15 protein-coding genes are annotated in these 17,705 nt (G+C 70.7%); 7 read left to right on the plus strand and 8 right to left on the minus strand.

The window, feature by feature from the left end; translation table 11 throughout:
* Positions 1 to 28: 28 nt before the first annotated feature.
* A complete protein-coding gene (locus tag AB0K82_RS11050; RefSeq protein WP_364395309.1) occupies positions 29 to 430 on the minus strand; it encodes a hypothetical protein in 402 nt (133 codons plus the stop codon).
* Positions 382 to 1,239 carry a hypothetical protein gene (locus AB0K82_RS11055; RefSeq protein WP_364395311.1) on the minus strand — a complete coding sequence of 286 codons (858 nt, stop codon included), beginning with the start codon at positions 1,237 to 1,239 and terminating at the stop codon, positions 382 to 384. The genes AB0K82_RS11050 and AB0K82_RS11055 overlap by 49 nt, the downstream gene beginning before the upstream one ends.
* Before the next feature lie 368 nt (positions 1,240 to 1,607).
* Between AB0K82_RS11055 and AB0K82_RS11060 the strand changes: the two genes are divergently transcribed.
* Together AB0K82_RS11060 and AB0K82_RS11065 are read left to right on the plus strand one after the other, a co-directional pair.
* Entirely contained in the window at positions 1,608 to 2,576 is a 969-nt protein-coding gene (locus AB0K82_RS11060; protein WP_364395313.1) for a carbohydrate kinase, read from the plus strand.
* Positions 2,577 to 2,659: 83 nt separating this feature from the next.
* Positions 2,660 to 3,325 carry a lytic transglycosylase domain-containing protein gene (locus AB0K82_RS11065; RefSeq protein WP_364395314.1) on the plus strand — a complete coding sequence of 222 codons (666 nt, stop codon included), beginning with the start codon at positions 2,660 to 2,662 and terminating at the stop codon, positions 3,323 to 3,325.
* Positions 3,326 to 3,531: 206 nt separating this feature from the next.
* Here AB0K82_RS11065 and glpK (AB0K82_RS11070) read toward each other — a convergent pair whose 3' ends face one another.
* Positions 3,532 to 5,043: a glycerol kinase GlpK gene (gene glpK, locus AB0K82_RS11070; protein WP_364395316.1), complete on the minus strand. Its 1,512-nt coding sequence runs from the start codon at positions 5,041 to 5,043 to the stop codon at positions 3,532 to 3,534.
* A gap of 34 nt (positions 5,044 to 5,077) precedes the next feature.
* Positions 5,078 to 5,845 carry an IclR family transcriptional regulator gene (locus AB0K82_RS11075; RefSeq protein WP_364395318.1) on the minus strand — a complete coding sequence of 256 codons (768 nt, stop codon included), beginning with the start codon at positions 5,843 to 5,845 and terminating at the stop codon, positions 5,078 to 5,080.
* Positions 5,846 to 6,142: 297 nt separating this feature from the next.
* Here AB0K82_RS11075 and AB0K82_RS11080 point away from each other — a divergent pair, with 297 nt between their 5' ends.
* The 3 genes from AB0K82_RS11080 to AB0K82_RS11090 all read left to right on the plus strand — a co-directional run bounded on the left by AB0K82_RS11080 (position 6,143) and on the right by AB0K82_RS11090 (position 10,467).
* Positions 6,143 to 6,967 carry an MIP/aquaporin family protein gene (locus tag AB0K82_RS11080; RefSeq protein WP_364395320.1) on the plus strand — a complete coding sequence of 275 codons (825 nt, stop codon included), beginning with the start codon at positions 6,143 to 6,145 and terminating at the stop codon, positions 6,965 to 6,967.
* Positions 6,968 to 7,086: 119 nt separating this feature from the next.
* On the plus strand, positions 7,087 to 8,604 hold the full coding sequence (gene glpK, locus AB0K82_RS11085; protein ID WP_364395322.1) for a glycerol kinase GlpK: 1,518 nt from the start codon (positions 7,087 to 7,089) through the stop codon (positions 8,602 to 8,604).
* A 156-nt stretch (positions 8,605 to 8,760) separates the two neighbouring features.
* Positions 8,761 to 10,467 carry a glycerol-3-phosphate dehydrogenase/oxidase gene (locus AB0K82_RS11090; protein ID WP_364395324.1) on the plus strand — a complete coding sequence of 569 codons (1,707 nt, stop codon included), beginning with the start codon at positions 8,761 to 8,763 and terminating at the stop codon, positions 10,465 to 10,467.
* A gap of 126 nt (positions 10,468 to 10,593) precedes the next feature.
* On the opposite strand, the gene AB0K82_RS11095 is transcribed toward AB0K82_RS11090, so the two are convergent.
* On the minus strand, positions 10,594 to 12,006 hold the full coding sequence (locus AB0K82_RS11095; protein ID WP_364395326.1) for a cytosine permease: 1,413 nt from the start codon (positions 12,004 to 12,006) through the stop codon (positions 10,594 to 10,596).
* A 197-nt stretch (positions 12,007 to 12,203) separates the two neighbouring features.
* Between AB0K82_RS11095 and AB0K82_RS11100 the strand changes: the two genes are divergently transcribed.
* A complete protein-coding gene (locus AB0K82_RS11100; RefSeq protein ID WP_364395327.1) occupies positions 12,204 to 15,002 on the plus strand; it encodes a SpoIIE family protein phosphatase in 2,799 nt (932 codons plus the stop codon).
* A 10-nt stretch (positions 15,003 to 15,012) separates the two neighbouring features.
* Here the strand turns inward: AB0K82_RS11100 and AB0K82_RS11105 are convergent, their stop codons facing one another.
* Together AB0K82_RS11105 and AB0K82_RS11110 are read right to left on the minus strand one after the other, a co-directional pair.
* Complete coding sequence (locus AB0K82_RS11105; protein WP_364395328.1) at positions 15,013 to 15,234, minus strand: hypothetical protein; 222 nt, start codon at positions 15,232 to 15,234, stop codon at positions 15,013 to 15,015.
* 434 nt (positions 15,235 to 15,668) lie between these two features.
* The gene (locus AB0K82_RS11110) at positions 15,669 to 16,109 is read right to left on the minus strand and encodes an ATP-binding protein (protein WP_364395330.1); all 441 of its coding nucleotides are present in this window, start codon (positions 16,107 to 16,109) and stop codon (positions 15,669 to 15,671) included.
* Positions 16,110 to 16,254: 145 nt separating this feature from the next.
* Here AB0K82_RS11110 and AB0K82_RS11115 point away from each other — a divergent pair, with 145 nt between their 5' ends.
* Complete coding sequence (locus tag AB0K82_RS11115) at positions 16,255 to 17,031, plus strand: helix-turn-helix transcriptional regulator (protein WP_364395332.1); 777 nt, start codon at positions 16,255 to 16,257, stop codon at positions 17,029 to 17,031.
* A 99-nt stretch (positions 17,032 to 17,130) separates the two neighbouring features.
* Here AB0K82_RS11115 and AB0K82_RS11120 read toward each other — a convergent pair whose 3' ends face one another.
* Positions 17,131 to 17,646 carry an HAD domain-containing protein gene (locus AB0K82_RS11120; protein ID WP_364395334.1) on the minus strand — a complete coding sequence of 172 codons (516 nt, stop codon included), beginning with the start codon at positions 17,644 to 17,646 and terminating at the stop codon, positions 17,131 to 17,133.
* Between the last annotated feature and the right edge of the window lie 59 nt (positions 17,647 to 17,705).

The following is a 17,705-nucleotide window of genomic DNA, read 5'->3' on the forward strand; positions in this document are numbered from 1 at the left end:
TAGATCAAAGTTGTGCGAGGTGGAGCCATCAGCGACCCGGCCGTCCCTCCTCCGCGGGGCAGAGCGGCAGGCCGGCGACCTTGCCGCCGCCGTTCATCCGCCCGCAGACCGGCTTGTATCTCGGCGTGCCCCCGGCGTCGACGGTGACCCGGACGAGGGTCAATCCGCGGTTCCCCGGTCCGTTCACGTCGTGATCGTCCTTGGAGAAGTCGACGGCGCCGGTCGCCGCGTTGTCCCAGCGACGGGAGGTGAGCTCCAACAGGACGCTGCCCGACGTGATCGTCCGGCTGCCGGGGATCAGTGATCCGCTCTTCGCCGGGAGGGCGAGGGCGGTGAACGCCTGCTGCGCGGCCTGCGCCAGCACGGAGGTCGCGTCATAGGTCAGCGCCATCTGGCCGTCCGCCAGGAGCGTCTGGTTCTCCGGGCGCACGCCGAGGTTGTTGCGAGCCAGGGTGAAGAAAGGGGTGAAGCGGTCTCTGCCACCGGCGGTGAGATTGCTGGGGTAGGTGGCGCTGGTGAAGTAGACCTTGATGCCCGGCGGTGTTTGAGCCGGCCGTCGAAGCCCTCCCCGCCGAGCACACTGAAGAAGGACGAGGTGGCGAACCACCGGTACCGGCTGCCGAATCCCACTCTGGTGAGGATCGCCAGCCAGGACCGCGGCCGCAGGAGTACGACGAGGAATGTCAGCAGGACCACCAGCAGGGCCCCGCCGATGAGCAGGGTCGGGAGCGTCACCTTGTCGGCTAGCCCCTGCATGAAACCACCCAGCATCGCCGTCGCGGTGACGCCGACCACCGACCACCAGACCGGCGCCCTGCCCGGTCGTAAGGCGGAGGAGAAAGAGGCCGCGGCGGCGTTCCACTCGTCGGCGGGGCTGCTGTCGTTCGCCTCGGCGCGTGCGATGGCCTGCTCGAGTGACTTGACCAGGTCCGAACGGGGGAACCTGAGCCGTCCGAACTCACGGCGGAGCGATCGCCAGGCGCCAGGTTCGGACATTTTGTTGAGAAGACGGAGGTCGGCGTCTTCGGCGGCGGGTTCGAGTCCGGGACTGATATGCGGTATCCGCGCCTCGAAGGCCGCCTGTTCCAGCGCGTCGATGTAGGCGCCGACATCGGCCTGCGGGTCCGCGGACTCGAGGGCGACCACCGGGAACGGCCTGCCGGTCAGACGCCAAGGGCTCAAAGTCGTCAGTGAGTCGAACAGGGCGAGAAGCCGGCGCCCCTCCTCGGTGTTGAGCACATATCCTTCCGTAGCCTCCATGCCCATTGGGCGGCCCTGCGGCGGAACCATGCGCCCAAGCCTAGGCAGTGAAACCCCACCGGGAACTCCCCGTGGCCTTTCCTGGCCCTTTCTCCGGAGAAAGCGACGCCGCCAGGGTGTTGATCACGATTGCTTCCCACCGGCCGACGCCTTTACAAAGTAGACCGAATGATCGTCCAGGAACAGAGACGACCTGACCGGCCCGCGGCCCGTCCGGGGGGAATGTCCGACCGGCCCGACCGGGCGGACGGCCTGGCCGGCCCGCGGCTCCGCAGGGCAGAATGTCCGACCGGCCCGACCGGGCGGACCGGCCCGACCGGCCCGCCGGTCCGAACCGAGGAGAGTGTGTGCTGATCCCTGACGCCCGCGTCGTCGCGGTCGCCGGTGAAGCGATCATCGATCTCGTCGCCGAGAAGCCCGGCGGCCCGTACCTCGCGCTGCCCGGCGGCAGCCCGGCGAACGTGGCCGTCGGGCTCGCCCGGCTGGGCGCGCCGACCCGGATGATCGCCCGGATCGGCGCGGATCCGTTCGGCCGGACCCTCCGGGACCACCTCGTACGGAACGGCGTCGGCACCGGCGCGGTGACGCCCGCCGCGGAGCCCTCATCGGTGGCGTTCGTGCACCACGAGGGAGGCGGGCCGCCGTCGTACGACCTGCGGCTCGCGGGGACCGCCGACTGGCAGTGGACCGCCGGAGAGCTGGCCGGCGTGCCGCTCGGCGACGTCGCCGCCCTCCACGTCGGCTCCCTCGCCATGGTGCTGCCGCCGGGAGCCGGGGCGCTGGCCGATCTCGTCCGCCGGGCGCGGGAGACGGCGACGATCAGCTACGACCCGAACTGCCGCCCGGACGTCATGGCCGCCGTGCCGGACGCCCGCTCCCGCATCGAGGCGCTCCTCCGTACGGCGGACATCGTCAAGATCAGCGACGCGGACCTGGAGTGGCTGCGGCCCGGCGCCGACCCGCGGCGGTTCGCGGCCGAGCTGGTCGAGGGGACCGGCGCCGTGGTGATCGTGACGCTGGGCGCGGCGGGCGCCCTGGTCGCCGCGCCCCGCCTGGCGCCGCTCCACCTGCCGGCGCGCACGGTGGAGGTGGTCGACACGGTCGGCGCGGGCGACTCGTACATGAGCGCCGTCCTCGCCGGCCTGTACGACCGCGGGCTGCTCGGCGCCGAGCGGCGCGACGCGCTCCGGGCCGCGCCGGGATCGGTGTTCACCGAGGTGTGCGCCGAGGCGGCGCGGGCGGCCGCGATCACGTGCGGGCGGCGGGGCGCCGACCCGCCCACGCGCGCGGAGCTCGTGGCCTCTCCCGAGATCTGACTCTCCGCTCCGTCACAGATGTCACAGCCGAATATGGGGACAAACGCGGTCACCACTGTCGCGACTGGTGCAAGCTAGAATCCATGCCCCGCACCCCCCAACGGCCGGCGGGTTCACGCGCGCTGCGGATCCTCCGGCGTACGCTCGGCAGTACCGGCGTGATCATGACGCTCGTCGTCGTGGTCGCGGTCGTCGTCGTCGCCAACCTCGACTTCGGCAAGGGCAAGCCGCCGGGCGGCGCCGCGGCGGACGTCTCCACCAACGACCTCGCGCGGTCCCTCGAGGGCTACACGATGGACCCGATGATGGCCCAGGCCCAGGCGACCGCGCGGGAACGCGCCTACAAGGCGCAACTCGCCGCCGAGCGCGATGCGAAGAAGCGCGCGGCGGCAGAGCGGAAGCGCCGGGAGTGGGAGGCGTTCGTGAAGAAGATGAGCCACGACCCCAGCGCCGCGGACAACCAGAAGTACGCCAAGAAGATGAACGCCCTGAAGGGCTGGAGCCGGTGCTGGCCGTCGCTGCTCACGATGTGGAACCACGAGAGCGGCTGGAACGAGCACGCCGAGAACCCGAGCAGCGGCGCCTACGGCATCGCCCAGGCGCTGCCCGGCTCGAAGATGAACTCGGTCGCGCCCGACTGGCGGAACAACGCGATCACCCAGATCACCTGGGGCCTGACCTACATCGGCTCCCGCTACGGCGACCCCTGCCGGGCCTGGGGCTGGTGGCAGGCCCACCACTGGTACTGACGGCCCGGCCGAGGCCGTCCCTCACCTGCGGAACAGCCGGACCAGTCCGGCCAGCACGCCGACGCCCACGACGAGCGCGCAGGCGAGGATGAGGAGTTCCGAAGCGCCGAAGTCCGCCATAGATCCAGTCCTTTCTCAAGGTCCTGCATCGGACGTGCGGAGGGGACCATCGGTTCCATCCCCCTGCCGCGGCTCGGCCCGCCCGGTCACCTGCCGCCGGGCTTGATCCAGTCGAAGGTGCGCTCGACGGCCCGCCGCCAGTTGTCGTACTCGGTCTCACGGCGGTCGTCGTCCATGCTCGGCAGCCACTGCGCGGCCCGGTGCCAGTTGCGGCGCAGCCCCTCCAGATCCGCCCAGTAGCCGACGGCGAGCCCGGCGGCGTACGCGGCGCCGAGGGAGACCGTCTCGGCGGCCATCGGGCGGATGACCGGCACGTCGAGGACGTCCGAGATGAACTGCATGAGCAGGTTGTCGGCGGTCATGCCGCCGTCGACCTTCAGCGCCTTCAGCGCGAGCCCGGAGTCGGCGTTCATCGCGTCGACGACCTCACGGGTCTGCCAGCCGGTCGCCTCCAGGACGGCGCGGGCCAGGTGTCCCTTGGTGATGTAGGACGTGAGCCCGACGATGATGCCGCGCGCCTCGCTGCGCCAGTACGGCGCGAACAGCCCGGAGAACGCCGGCACGATGTAGCAGCCGCCGTTGTCCTCGACGGTGCGGGCGAGGGTCTCGATCTCCGGAGCGCTGGCGATCAGCCCGAGCCCGTCGCGGAACCACTGGACGAGCGCGCCGGTGATGGCGATCGAGCCTTCGAGGGCGTACACCGCCGGCTCGTCGGCGATCTGGTAGCCGACGGTCGTGAGCAGCCCGTGCTCGGAGCGAACGGGTTCGGTGCCGGTGTTGAGGAGCAGGAAGCTGCCCGTGCCGTACGTGCACTTGGCCTCGCCGGGGGCGAAGCAGGTCTGGCCGAACAGCGCGGCCTGCTGGTCGCCGAGCGCGGCGGCGATGCGCACGCCGGGCAGCACGCGCGTCGCGCGGCCGTACGTCTCGGTGGAGGGGCGGATCTCCGGCAGCATCGCGCGCGGCACGTCGAAGAACGCCAGCAGGTCGTCGTCCCAGGCGAGCGTGGTGAGATCCATCAGCAGCGTGCGGCTGGCGTTGGTGACGTCCGTGACGTGCAGGCCGCCGGCCGGACCGCCGGTGAGGTTCCAGATCAGCCAGCTCTCGATCGTGCCGAACAGCACGTCGCCGCGTTCTGCCCGCTCGCGCAGGCCCGGCGTGTTGTCGAGGAGCCAGCGGACGCGGGGCGCGGAGAAGTAGGTGGCCAGGGGCAGGCCGCACCGCTCGCGGATCATGTCGGCCTCCGGGCGGGCGTTCAGCTCGCCGACGAGGGCGTCGGTGCGGGTGTCCTGCCAGACGACGGCGCGGCCGACGGGCCGGCCGGTGTGCCGGTCCCACAGCACGGAGGTCTCGCGCTGGTTGGCGATTCCGAGGGCGGCGACCTGATCCGGGGTGACCCCGGCCTGGGCGAGGGCCTCGGGCGCGATCCGCTCGAGGTTCCGCCAGATCTCCATCGCGTCGTGCTCGACCCAGCCGGGGCGCGGGAAGTGCTGCTTGTGCTCCCGCTGGGTGACCGAGACCAGCCGCCCTCCATGGTCGAACAGGATGCAGCGCGTCGACGTCGTGCCCTGGTCAACGGACATCACATAGCGCTCTACCATCGTGTCCTGCCGTTCCGGGCCCCGCCGGCGATGCTCACCAGCGGGAGGCCCCAAGATCTCGGGAGACGGCGCGCGCGGCGTCGCGCACGTACGTCACCAGCGGCGGTTTCGGCCGGCCCCTCGAGTCGCACAGCCGCTCGACGGCCCCCGAGATGCCCATCGCCCCGACGACCAGTCCTCCCTGGCCGCGGATCGGCGCGGCCACGGCGGCCTCCCCGACCGTGAACTCCTCCACCTCGGACGCCCACCCCATCTCCCGGATCTGGGCCAGCGACCGGCCGAGCTCACGAGGTTGGGTGATCGTCCGCCGGCAGAAGGGCTCGAGGCCGGTCTCCTGCAGCGCCGCGGCGGCGCCGGCGTCGAAGGCGAGCAGCACCTTGCCCAGCGCGGTGGCGTGCGCCGGGAGGAGTGCGCCGACGTCGAGGGCCTGCAAGGTGTCGTCGGGCCGGAACACATGGTGCACGACGAGGACCCTGCCGTCCAGAGGGGTGCCGATCCGGACCGCCTCGCCGCTGCGGGCGGCGAGGGCGTCGGCCCAGTTGATCGCGCGCGACCGCAGCTCGTTGACGTCCAGATAGCTCGTGCCGAGGTGGAGCAGCGCCGCGCCGAGCTGGTACTTGCCGGTCTCCTCGTCCTGCTCGACGAAGCCGACCCCCTGCAGGGTCCGGAGGATCCCGTGCGCGGTGGCGCGGGCCAGCCCGAGAGAGGCCGCGATCTCGCTCACTCCGAGGCGGCCGGAACCGCGGGCGAGCAGCCGGAGGATGGCGGCGGCTCGCTCGATCGACTGGACCGGACCTGGCACTCCGCCATGCTAGTCCAAGTCGGCACCTATTCGACAATGTCGGCACCCGTGACGCGCATGAGGGCGGGGTTGACCGTGATACAGCCGTGATCCGGGGTCTGCTGTGAGGTGGATCACCACTTCAGGCCCCTTATTAGAATTAGTGGGTGGCCGGTGTTCGACAATGTCGGCAGATGTCTGTTGACCGGGCCTTCCGTGCGACTTAGCGTCCCCCCAGTCGTGAGGGAGCTCACAGCCTCCTCGCGGACGGTGTCTCACGGTGTCCCTGAGCTGGGACATCGCCCCCTAGGAGGAGACGTGGCAGAGCGACTCAAGCTCCCCGGACTGGCCGGTGAACTGGCCGCCGAATTCGCGGGAACCCTGGTGCTCATCCTGTTCGGCGTGGGCGTGGTGGCCCAGGTCGCGGCCGGCGGGATCGGTAACCACGACAGCATCGCCTGGGCCTGGGGCCTCGGCGTCACGCTGGGCGTGTACGTCGCGGGCCGGATCAGCGGCGCGCACCTGAATCCCGCCGTCACCGTCGCGCTGGCGGTGTTCAAGGGATTCTCCTGGCGCAAGGTCCTGCCGTACTCGCTGGCCCAGCTGGTCGGCGCGTTCGTCGCGGCGCTGATCGTGCGCTGGAACTACAGCGAGGTGCTGGCCAAGATCGACCCCGGCCACACCGTCAAGACCCAGGGCGTCTTCTCGACCCTGCCCGGCAATGGCGCGCTGCCCGTGCACACGGGCGGGGCGCTCCGCGACCAGATCATCGGCACCGCCATCCTCCTCTTCCTGATCCTCGCCGTCACCGACCTGCGCAACTCCTCCCCCGCCGCCAACCTCGCGCCGTTCATCGTCGGCCTGATCGTCGTGGCCATCGGCATGGCGTGGGGCACCGACGCGGGCTACGCGATCAACCCGGCGCGTGACCTCGGACCGCGGCTGGCCTCGTTCTTCACCGGATACGGCACCGCGTTCCGCGACCAGTACGGCGGGCTGTACTTCTGGGTGCCCATCGTCGGCCCGGTCATCGGCGGGGTCCTCGGCGCGGGCCTCTACCAGGTGCTCATCGGGCGGTTCCTGCCGGCCGAGGAGCAGGAGCCCGGCCGCGTCCCCGCCGAGTCCGAGCTCGAGAAGCTTTGACCGGGCCGCGCAAGGCCTGATCGGTTTCCCCCCGCGCGGAACGATCCGCGTGACCCGTCCGGCCGGACGCCCCCACGTCCGGCCGGACGGCCTGAGACGAACGTCTAGAAAGGCGAGACATGGCCGACTTCGTCGGAGCGGTTGACCAGGGCACGACGAGCACCCGCTTCATGATCTTCGACCACGGCGGCAACGAGGTGGCGAAGCACCAGCTCGAGCACGAACAGATCCTGCCGAACCCCGGGTGGGTGGAGCACAACCCGACCGAGATCTGGGAGCGCACGCGCGCCGTCATCGAGACCGCCATGGGCAAGGCGAACCTCGAGGCGAGCGACCTGGCCGCGCTCGGCATCACCAACCAGCGCGAGACGACGGTCGTGTGGAACCGCCGCACCGGGCGCCCGTACTACAACGCGATCGTCTGGCAGGACACCCGGACCGACCGCATCGCCTCCGCGCTCGACCGCGACGGGCGCGGCGACGTCATCCGGCAGAAGGCCGGGCTGCCGCCCGCCACCTACTTCTCCGGCGGCAAGATCCAGTGGATCCTCGAGAACGTCGACGGGGTGCGCGAGGCCGCGGAGGCCGGGGACGCCATCTTCGGCAACACCGACACCTGGCTGCTGTGGAACCTCACCGGCGGTGTCGACGGCGGTGTCCACGTCACCGACCCGACCAACGCCAGCCGCACCATGCTGATGAACCTGGAGACGCTGGACTGGGACGACGAGCTGCTGTCCTTCTTCAAGATCCCCCGGCAGATGCTGCCGCAGATCCGGCCCTCCTCCAACCCGGGCTTCTACGGCATGACCCGCGCGAACGGCCCGATCGGCGGCGAGATCCCGCTGTCCGGCGACCTCGGCGACCAGCAGGCCGCCACGGTGGGCCAGGTCTGCTTCGGCGTCGGTGAGGCCAAGAACACCTACGGCACCGGCAACTTCCTGCTGCTCAACACCGGCACCGAGCTGGTCCGGTCCAAGAACGGCCTGCTCACCACGGTCTGCTACCAGTTCGGCGACGAGCAGCCGGTGTACGCGCTCGAGGGATCGATCGCGGTGACCGGATCGGCCGTGCAGTGGCTGCGCGACCAGCTCGGCATCATCTCCGGCGCCTCGGAGAGCGAGTCGCTGGCCCGGCAGGTCGAGGACAACGGCGGCGTCTACTTCGTCCCCGCCTTCTCCGGGCTGTTCGCGCCGTACTGGCGGTCCGACGCGCGCGGCGCCATCGTCGGCCTGTCCCGTTACAACACGAACGCGCACCTGGCCCGCGCCACCCTGGAGTCGATCTGCTACCAGACCCGCGACGTCGTCGAGGCGATGCGGCAGGACTCCGGCGTCGCGCTCGACGTGCTGCGCGTCGACGGCGGCATCACCGCGAACCGCCTGTGCATGGAGCTGCAGGCCGACATCCTCGGCGTGCCGGTCTCCAAGCCGGTCGTCGCGGAGACCACGGCGCTCGGCGCCGCGTACGCCGCCGGCCTCGCGGTCGGATTCTGGGGCTCGACCGACGAGCTGCGGCAGAACTGGAACGAGGACGAGCGCTGGGAGCCCCGCTGGGACGACGAGCAGCGCGAGAGCGGTTACGCCGGCTGGAAGAAGGCCGTCTCCCGGACCCTCGACTGGGTCGACGTCGACTAGCCCCCCCTTCCCCCCTGTGGCGGGCGGAGCGGTGCGCCGTTCCCCTGAGGCACCGCCCGCCCGCCGCCCGACCCCCGCAGACGCCCCTTCCCCCCGCGGGCGGAGCGGCTCCCCGAGCCGCCCCGCCCGCGCCCGACCTCGGAGGAGAACCCGAACGTGAAAGCCGTATCCCTCGGACCGGCCTACCGCGCGCAGGCCCTGCGCGACCTGGCGGGCGGCGAGTTCGACGTGCTGATCGTGGGCGGCGGAGTCGTGGGCGCCGGAGCGGCGCTCGACGCCGTGTCGCGCGGTCTGTCCGTCGCAGTGGTCGAGGCCGCGGACTGGGCGGCCGGGACGTCCAGCCGGTCCAGCAAACTGATCCACGGCGGCCTGCGCTACCTGGAGCAGCGCGACTTCGGTCTCGTACGGGAGGCGCTGCGCGAACGCGGCCTCCTGCTGAACCGGCTCGCGCCGCACCTCGTACGCCCGGTGCCGTTCCTGTACCCGCTCACCCACCGCATGTGGGAACGCTTCTACGTCGGCGCGGGCGTCGGACTGTACGACACGATCGGCGGCGCCCGGTCGATGCCGCGCCACCGCCACCTGACCCACCGCGGCGCCCTGAAGATCGCCCCGGCGCTGCGCGGCGACACGTTCGTCGGCGCGATCCAGTACTTCGACGCACAGGTCGACGACGCGCGGTTCACGATGACGCTGGCCCGTACGGCCGCAGCCTACGGGGCGTCCGTGCTGACGCGGGCCCGCGCCGTCGGCTTCGTCCGTGAGGCGGACCGCGTCGTCGGGGCGCGGATCCTCGACCTGGAGAACGACCGGGAGCTGACCGTACGGGCCCGGCACGTCATCAACGCGACCGGCGTGTGGACCGACGAGGCCGGCCGGCTCGCGCACGCGCGCGGCGGTCCCCGGGTCACCGCGTCCAAGGGCGTGCACCTCCTCGTCCCGCGCGACCGCATCCGGCTCGACACCGGTCTGATCCTGCGCACGGAGAAGAGCGTGCTGTTCGTCATCCCGTGGGGCCGGCACTGGATCATCGGGACCACCGACACCGCGTACGACCTGGACAAGGAGGAGCCGGCCGCGAGCCAGGCCGACGTGGAGTACATCCTCGAGCACGTCAACGCGGTGCTGCGCACCCCGCTGGTGCCCGATGACATCGAGGGCGTGTACGCCGGGCTGCGTCCGCTGATCTCCGGCGGCGCCGACGACACCACGAAGCTGTCCCGCGAGCACACCGTCTCCCAGCCGGTGCCCGGGCTCACCGTCATCGCCGGGGGCAAGTTCACGACCTACCGGGTCATGGCCGAGGACGCCGTCGACGCGGCCGCCGAGGACCTGCCCACGACGGTCCCGCCGTCCGTGACCGACCGGCTGCCGCTGATCGGGGCCGTCGGGTACGAGGTGCTGTGGAATGAGCGGCACCGCCTCGCCCGGCGCAGCGGCCTGCACGTGGCCCGCGTCGAGCACCTGCTGAAGCGGTACGGCTCGTGCGTCCACGAACTGCTGGAGCTGGTCGAGGAGGACCCCTCCCTCGGCGAGCCGCTCGGCGCCGCCAAGGACTACCTGAGGGCCGAGGTCGTGTACGCGGCGTCGCACGAGGGGGCGCTGCACGTCGAGGACGTCATGCGCCGCCGCACCCGCGCCGCGATCGAGGAGTGGGACCAGGGCGCCGCGGCCGCGGTGGAGGTCGCCGGTCTCATGGCGCCGGTGCTGGGCTGGGACGACGAGACGGCCAAGCGCGAGACCGACCTCTACGTACGGCAGGTCGAGGCCGAGCGGCACGCCCGCCGGCAGGCGGACGACGCCGCCGCGGCCGCCGCCCGCGGCCAGGCGCCGGGCCTGTTCGCGGAGCGTGCCGCGTCCTGACCCTCCGGCTGTAGATCGTGCGGGCGGAGTGTCCGGGGCCACCCCGCCCGCAGTTCTTCGCGGTGCCGTCGACGCCGACGGCGGGACGCGCGTCCGCCGGCCCGGGTGACGCGCGGCCCTCACGCCTCAGCCGACCTGATCGCGGGCGACCGGGCGCATCCAGACGTAGTAGAGCACCGACGCGACGACCAGCCCGATGATCCAGGAGATGTCGGCGCCGCCGAGGTGCTTCACGAACGGACCGGTGTAGAACGTCGAGCTGACGAACGGCACCTCCACCAGGACGCCGATCGCGTACGCGCCGATGGTCCGCCAGTTGACCCCGCCGTACACGCCGTCCGGACGGAAGATCGCGTCGATGTCGTACCGCTCCTTGCGGACGAAGTAGAAGTCGACGAGGTTGATCGCCGTCCACGGGATCAGGAAGTACGCCAGGAACAGGATGAAGTTCTCGAAGTTGTGCAGGAAGTCGGCGCTGGCGGCGAGCGCGACGACCGTGCCGACGAGGGCGGCCACGATGATGAACCCGAGCCGGACCCCGCCGTTCATCCGCATCGGGCGCAGCGCCGTCAGCGTCGTCGTCGCCGACATGAACATGCCGTAGAGGTTCAGCACGTTCACCGCGATGATGCCCAACACGATGATCAGCGAGAACGCCCAGTGCGGGCCGCCCAGGCCGACCACGAACGACACCGACCCGCCCTCGAACGACTTGGCCGCCACGGCGGCGCAGACGCTGCCGAACGCCATCATCCAGACGGTGCCGACCACGCTGCCGGCGTAGGTCCACCAGAACGCCGCCCGTACCGAGGTCGACTCCGGCAGGTAGCGGGAGTAGTCGGCGACGTACGGCGCGTACGTGATCTGCCAGGTCGCCGCGATCGCCACGACCAGGAGGAACGTGCCCGCCCCGACGTGCCCGGAGTGCCAGACGCGGCCCACGTAGTGGTCGGTCAGCAGCCGGTACGTCAGGTACAGGAACCCGATGGCGGCGATGAGACTGATCCATCGCTCGTACTGGTGGATGAGCCGGTAGCCGTACGCGGCGAGGACCGTGCAGACGGCCGACACGATGATCGTGGCGGGCGTCCGGCCGATCCCCCACCAGCCGGCCAGCGCCGACCCGCCGAGTACCGCGCTGGTCGCGAAGAACCCGACGTACATCAGCACGACGAGCAGCAGCGGCACGATCGCCCCGTAGAACCCGAACTGCGCCCGGCTCTGGATCATCTGCGGGATGCCGAGCTTCGGCCCCTGCGCCGAGTGCAGGGCCATGAAGATCGCGCCGAGCAGGTTCCCGAGGATCAGGGCGACGATCGCCCAGGGCAGGGGCAGCCCGAGGATCACTCCCAGCGCACCGGTGACCGCCGTGGTCACCTGCATGTTCGCGCCGAACCACACGGTGAACAGGCTCCGCACCGACCCGTGCCGCTCCTCGGGCGGGACGAAGTCGATCGATCGCCGCTCGACCCCGAGCGCACCGCCCTCCGCCTGTCCGCCGGCGACTCGCGAGCCGCCGCTGACCTCCTGTTTTGCCATGTGCGCACCCTCACGTCCACGCCCTGCGTCCCGCAAGAACCCTTTTCCACGAACCGTCTCGGATCCGAGACGAACGGCCCTTCGTCCAACCGGGCGGGCAATCCGGAGGCCGGTCTCCGATTCGGCGAGCCGATGCCGGGTCACGGCGGCACCGGGCGAGTCCGATTGGACACGCAGGGTGGTGTTATGAATATGACATGAAGGCATTCCTCCGGCGAGGTCGGAGGCGTTCCCGCCATCCGCCCGCCGGACGCCCGCACGATCGGCGCGGGTCTCTGCTGAGCCTGCGCAGCGTCGCCGGGCAGGTGTTCCTTCTGCAGGTCGTTATCGTGACCCTGCTGGTCACGGCCTGGGTGGCGGTCGAGGTGTTCCAGGCGGCGCATGACGCTCTGCGACAGGGCCGCCGAGAGTCGCTCGTGGCCGCCGAGGCGTTCGCGAACGCGCCGGGGGTGGTGCAGGCGCTGCGCGGCCCGAACCCGACGGCGGTGCTGCAGCCGCGTGCCGAGGCGGCCCGCAAGAGGGCGGGCGTGGACTACATCGTCGTCCTGAACACCCGCGGCATCCGCTACACGTACCCCTACAAGAAGTACATCGGAAAAAGGTTCAGCAGCGACATCCGACCGGCGCTGGAAGGCCGCACCGTCATCCAGGAGGGAGGCGGGCCGCCTCTGCCGGCCGGCACGGGAACGGACGTTCGGGCGCTGGTCCCGGTGATCGACGACCGTGGCGCCGTGGTCGGCGTGGTCGCCGCCGGGATCACGGTACAGAACGTGGCGAGATATTGGATGCCGCAGCTGCCGATCACCATCGGGAGCGGCGTGGCCGCGCTGGCGCTGGCCGCGGCCGGGACGGCGCTGGTGTCCCGGCGGCTGCGACGGCAGACGCGCGGCCTGGGCCCGGCGGAGATGACGCGGATGTACGAGCACCATGACGCGGTGCTGCACTCGGTACGGGAAGGAGTGCTGATCACCAGCGCCGACGGGCGACTGCGGGTGGCCAACGACGAGGCGCGCCGGCTGCTGGGCCTGCCGGACGACGCGGAGGGGCGGCCCGTGGGGGAACTCGGGCTGCCGGAGCACATGACGCGGTTGCTGCTGTCCGATGAGGCGGTGACCGATGAGGTGCATCTGGCGCAGGACCGGTTGCTGGCGGTGAACAAACGGCCGACGTTCCCGGGCAGGGCGCAGACGGGCAGCGTGGTGACGTTGCGGGACACCACGGAACTGGCGGCGGTCTCGGGGCGGGCCCAGATGACGCGGGAGCGGTTGAAGCTGCTGTACGAGGCGGGGGTGAGGATCGGCAGCACGCTGGATGTGGTGCGGGAGGCCCAGGAACTGGCCCAGGTGGCCGCCTCCGGGTTCGCCGACATCATCACGGTGGATCTGTCGGACGCGGTGCTGCGGGGCAAGGAACCGGCGGAAGAGGCGCGGCCGATGCGGCGTGTCGCGATCGGCGGTCATTTCTCGACGTCGCCGCTGTGGCCGGTGGGCGAGCAGGTGTGGTTCTCACCGGCGGCGCCACAAATACGAGCGTTGAAGCAGGGGTACGGCCTGCTCCAGGCGGACCTGCGCCAGGCCCGAGGGTGGCAGGAGCAGGATCCGGAACGCGCCCGCAAGGCGCTGGAGGACGGGTTGCACTCGCTGGTGGCCGTGCCGTTGCAGGCACGGGGTGTCCCGCTGGGCGTGGCCAGCTTCTACCGGGTGGGAGATTCGCCGGCGTACGACAACGACGACCTGTTGGTGGGCGAGGAGCTGGCCGCGCGGGCGGCGGTGGCCATCGACAACGCGCGGCGCTTCACCCGGGAACGCACCATGGCGGTCACGCTGCAGCGGAGCCTGCTGCCGCGCAGGCAGCCGGAGCAGGACGCGCTGGAGGTGGCCTGGCGGTACCTTCCCGCCGAGGCGGGCGTGGGCGGGGACTGGTTCGACCTGATCCCGCTGCCGGGAGCACGCGTGGCGCTGGTGATGGGCGACGTCATCGGCCACGGGATGCACGCCGCGGTGACGATGGGACGACTGCGCACCGCCGCCCACAACTTCGCCACCCTGGACCTGCCCGTGGAGGAGGTCCTCGGGCACCTGGACGAACTGGTCGCGCGGATGGACAGCGAGGAGAGCACCGGCCAGGACGCGGAAGGCCACGGCGGCGACGGGGTCACGGGCGCGACGTGCCTCTACGCGATCTATGACCCGGTGGCGGGCGTCTGCACGATCGCCTGCGCCGGACACCCCGGCCCGGCAGTGGTGGACCAGGACGGAACAGTCACCTGCCCGGACGTGCCGGTCTCGCCTCCGCTCGGGCTCGGCGGCTACCCCTTCGAGACCACCGAGCTGCGCCTGCCGGAGGACTCACGACTGGTGCTGTACACCGACGGGCTCATCGAGGACCGCACCCGCGACATCGACACCGGGCTGGATGAGCTGCGCCGGGCCCTGGAGCGCACGGAGGGGCTCACTCCGGAGGAGACGTGTCAAACGGTGATCGACTCCGTCGCGCCGGCCCACCCCACCGATGACGTCGCCCTGCTGGTCGCGCGTACCCGGTTGTTCCCACGGTCGCGCGTGGCCGAGTGGGACGTTCCGGTCGACGCGGCGGCGGTCCCCGCTGTGCGGGCCGAGTGCGCGGCGAAGGTACGGGAGTGGGGGCTGGAGCAGATCGCCTTCACCACCGAACTCATCCTCAGCGAACTGGTCACCAACGCCATCCGGTACGGAGCACCGCCGATCAAGGTGCGGCTGCTCTACGGGCACTGCCTGACCTGCGAGATCGCGGACGGCAGCAGCACCTCACCGCGGTTGCGGCGCGCCGCAACCACCGACGAAGGCGGCCGCGGCCTGTTCCTCGTCGCGCAGCTCGCCGAACGTTGGGGCACCCGCTACACGACCAACGGCAAGGTCATCTGGGCCGACCAGGCCCTCGGCGAGGGTACCTCGCCCGCCGAGGGCGGAACCCTGGCCGACGTTCTCCTCCAGCAGTTCGACGCCACCTCGTTATGAGCAGGTCCGGCTACTCGAACAGGTGACGGTGGGCACGGCTCCAGTCCAGCCTGTCGGTCAGTTCATCGAGGAGGCCGTCGGCGACCCAGCCGGCCTGGGGCTCACATCCCCGCTCGGCCAGCCGGCGGACCTGCTCGATTCCTTCCCGCTGGACGTCGATGACCGCGTCGACGAGTCCGACGCGCACCACCTCGCGGTGGGGGGCATCCTGCAACACGTGCTCATCCGCCATACCCCGGAGAGTAGCGGGGCGGACTCCGGCCCGCCCGCCGCGCGCCCCGGCCGACCGCGATGGCCGGCGTGACCATCCGCTCGACGCGCTCCGTACGGAACGCTCGATGACCGCCACCCCAAAGGGACCAAAGGTGCCAGATGAGCGCCAGCGGCGGCGCCTTCTCCGAGCAAACCGGCACGTCTCTTAGAGAGGTGGGCAGACGGTCGCCGTCAGCGGCGGCGGCTATCCGGTGAGCGCTGCCGCGCCGTACGGAACGCTCGGCGAACCGCCGTCCATGAGAGGACGAAAGCCCTGATAAGCGCCACGGGCAGAAGCCTTTTCCGAGCAAACGGTACTTCCCCAACGACGGCCCGAGGCCAAAGGCCGCGTGATCCACCCGGCGGAGGTCGCGTGGAACTCGGCGAGTGAGCGCCGCAGCCGTTCCTCCGGCGTCACGCCGTCGGCTCCTCGCCCTCGGTCCGCGCATGCGGGAACGCGGTCTCGCACCAGACGACCCGCCCGGAATCGGCGGCGTAGGTGCCCCACCGCCCGCCCGTCAGGATGTCGACCATGCGCAGTCCGCGCCCTCCCGTCGCGTCCGGTCCCGCCTCCGCGATTCGCGGAACGCCGCCGGAGGTTCCGGCGTCCGCCACCTCGACGCGAATCGCGTCGGTGAGTGAGATCAGCGTGACCGTCACGCTCGTGGAGCCCGAATGGCGGATGGCGTTCGTCGTCAATTCACAGGCGAGGAGCACGACGTCATCGGCGATCGCCTCGTAGGCCGGGACGAGCATGCCGTACGCCCAGCGGCGCATTCGACCGACCTCCGAAGCCGCTCCCGGCAGGTCGAGCTCTCCGAGAATTCTCACCCCGGTCATTTCGCGGAACACCATGAGCCGCCCTTCCGTCGTTCTCGATCGGACTCCCCACAATGCGCTGCGCCGACTACAATGCGTACTCATTCGAATACGGATCACGAACCACGAAACGGACCGAGGAGTTCCTGAAGCAACCCTGAACTCCGGCGCGGAGGTACAAATGGGCACTCCCCCCAGCCCAACGCTGCTCAAACTCGGCGCGGCGATTCGCCGCTATCGGCAGGCCGCCGGATTCACCCAGGCGCAGCTCGCCCAGCGGATCAATTACTCCGAGGGGTGGCTGAGCAATCTGGAGACCGGCCAGCTCCGCCCCAGACGCAAGGCCGTCGACGCCGTCGAGACGGCGCTCGGCCTGCCGAAGGGGGCCCTCATGGACCTCTACGACCTGCTCACCGAGGAGACCCCACCCGGCTGGTTCCGCCCCTGGCTCGAAGAAGAGCGCGCCGCCACCGGCTTCCGATCCTTCGAGCCCACGGTCGTTACAGGCTTCCTTCAGCGCGAGGAGTACGCCCGTGCGCTGCTCAACGGCGACGAGGCGGCCGTCGCGGCGCGGCTGGAGCGCCAGGAGATCCTCGTACGCAGCAATCCCCCGACCCTTCGCTGCGTCATCGACGAAATGGCCCTCTATCGCCAGGTGGGAGACGCCGCAGTCATGCGCGCTCAGCTGGAATATCTGGTAAACCGCGTATCGCCGCTGGTAACCGTCCAGGTGGTTCCCGCCGCCGCCAATCCCCACAGAGGGGGCGGATTCACCCTCGCGACCGTCGATGGCGGCGAGGTAGCCTACGTGGAAACGGCCGTTCGTGGCATGGTCACCAGCAACCGGGAGGACATCTCGGTTCTGTCGCACACCTGGGAGTCCATCCGGACTTTCACCCTGCCACAACAGGAGTCGGTCGAGTTCATCACGAGGGTGGTAGCGGAAAGATGGACCTGAACCGCGCCGAATGGCGTAAGTCCGCACGTAGCACCGAGAACGGCGGCATGTGCGTCGAGGTGACCGTTCTGGAAGACGTCTAGTCGGGGCCACCGCGCTTCAGTGGTGGGCGGTCAACCATCGGCCGATGGCGTCGAAGTCCTCGTCGGTCAGGCCGAGGCGATGATCGACGTGATGCAGGAGAGCCTGTCCTCGGTGGTTCGCGGATACCCAGGTTCGATCCGCGTCGGCGATCTCGTCGTCGACCCAGACGAACGAGCGTCCGGCGGCCCACTCGACCAGGCCACGGGTCTTCCAGTGCAACCCGCCGTCATGCTCATCGTCCTCGGACGAGTCGGGCCAGACCAGCACCGGCAGTTGGGGCAGGCCCAGCCGTGGGGCGATCTCGTCGTTCGCGTCCTCCATCCACGTCGTGGCCCACACGAGGTCGCACGGCAAGGCCGACAGTCGTCTTCCGTGGTCGGGGTCGAGCCTGGCCAGGAGCGGGTTCGTGGCCGGCTCCGGTGAAGCGAGCCCCGCCCGCCCTGCGGGCTCCGGCCCAGGCTCGATCCCGAACGGGATCAGCGGTCCGTCGACGTCGAGGAAGAGCAGCGGGCGGCCGACGACATCGGTCATGGCCCGCACCGTAGCGCCGGACGTGACACGACTTCCATAGAAAATCATGGACATGTAAC

It is taken from the genome of Actinoallomurus sp. NPDC052274, from assembly GCF_040679475.1.
Lineage (GTDB): Bacteria > Actinomycetota > Actinomycetes > Streptosporangiales > Streptosporangiaceae > Actinoallomurus > Actinoallomurus liliacearum.

Coding starts and splice junctions, on each gene's coding strand:
- AB0K82_RS11065 (WP_364395314.1), top strand. CDS start 2,660: ATGCCCCGCACCCCCCAACGGCCGGCGGGTTCACGCGCGCTGCGGATC.
- glpK (WP_364395316.1), bottom strand. CDS start 5,043: ATGGTAGAGCGCTATGTGATGTCCGTTGACCAGGGCACGACGTCGACG.
- glpK (WP_364395322.1), top strand. CDS start 7,087: ATGGCCGACTTCGTCGGAGCGGTTGACCAGGGCACGACGAGCACCCGC.
- AB0K82_RS11095 (WP_364395326.1), bottom strand. CDS start 12,006: ATGGCAAAACAGGAGGTCAGCGGCGGCTCGCGAGTCGCCGGCGGACAG.
- AB0K82_RS11100 (WP_364395327.1), top strand. CDS start 12,204: ATGAAGGCATTCCTCCGGCGAGGTCGGAGGCGTTCCCGCCATCCGCCC.
- AB0K82_RS11105 (WP_364395328.1), bottom strand. CDS start 15,234: ATGGCGGATGAGCACGTGTTGCAGGATGCCCCCCACCGCGAGGTGGTG.
- AB0K82_RS11110 (WP_364395330.1), bottom strand. CDS start 16,109: ATGGTGTTCCGCGAAATGACCGGGGTGAGAATTCTCGGAGAGCTCGAC.
- AB0K82_RS11115 (WP_364395332.1), top strand. CDS start 16,255: ATGGGCACTCCCCCCAGCCCAACGCTGCTCAAACTCGGCGCGGCGATT.
- AB0K82_RS11120 (WP_364395334.1), bottom strand. CDS start 17,646: ATGACCGATGTCGTCGGCCGCCCGCTGCTCTTCCTCGACGTCGACGGA.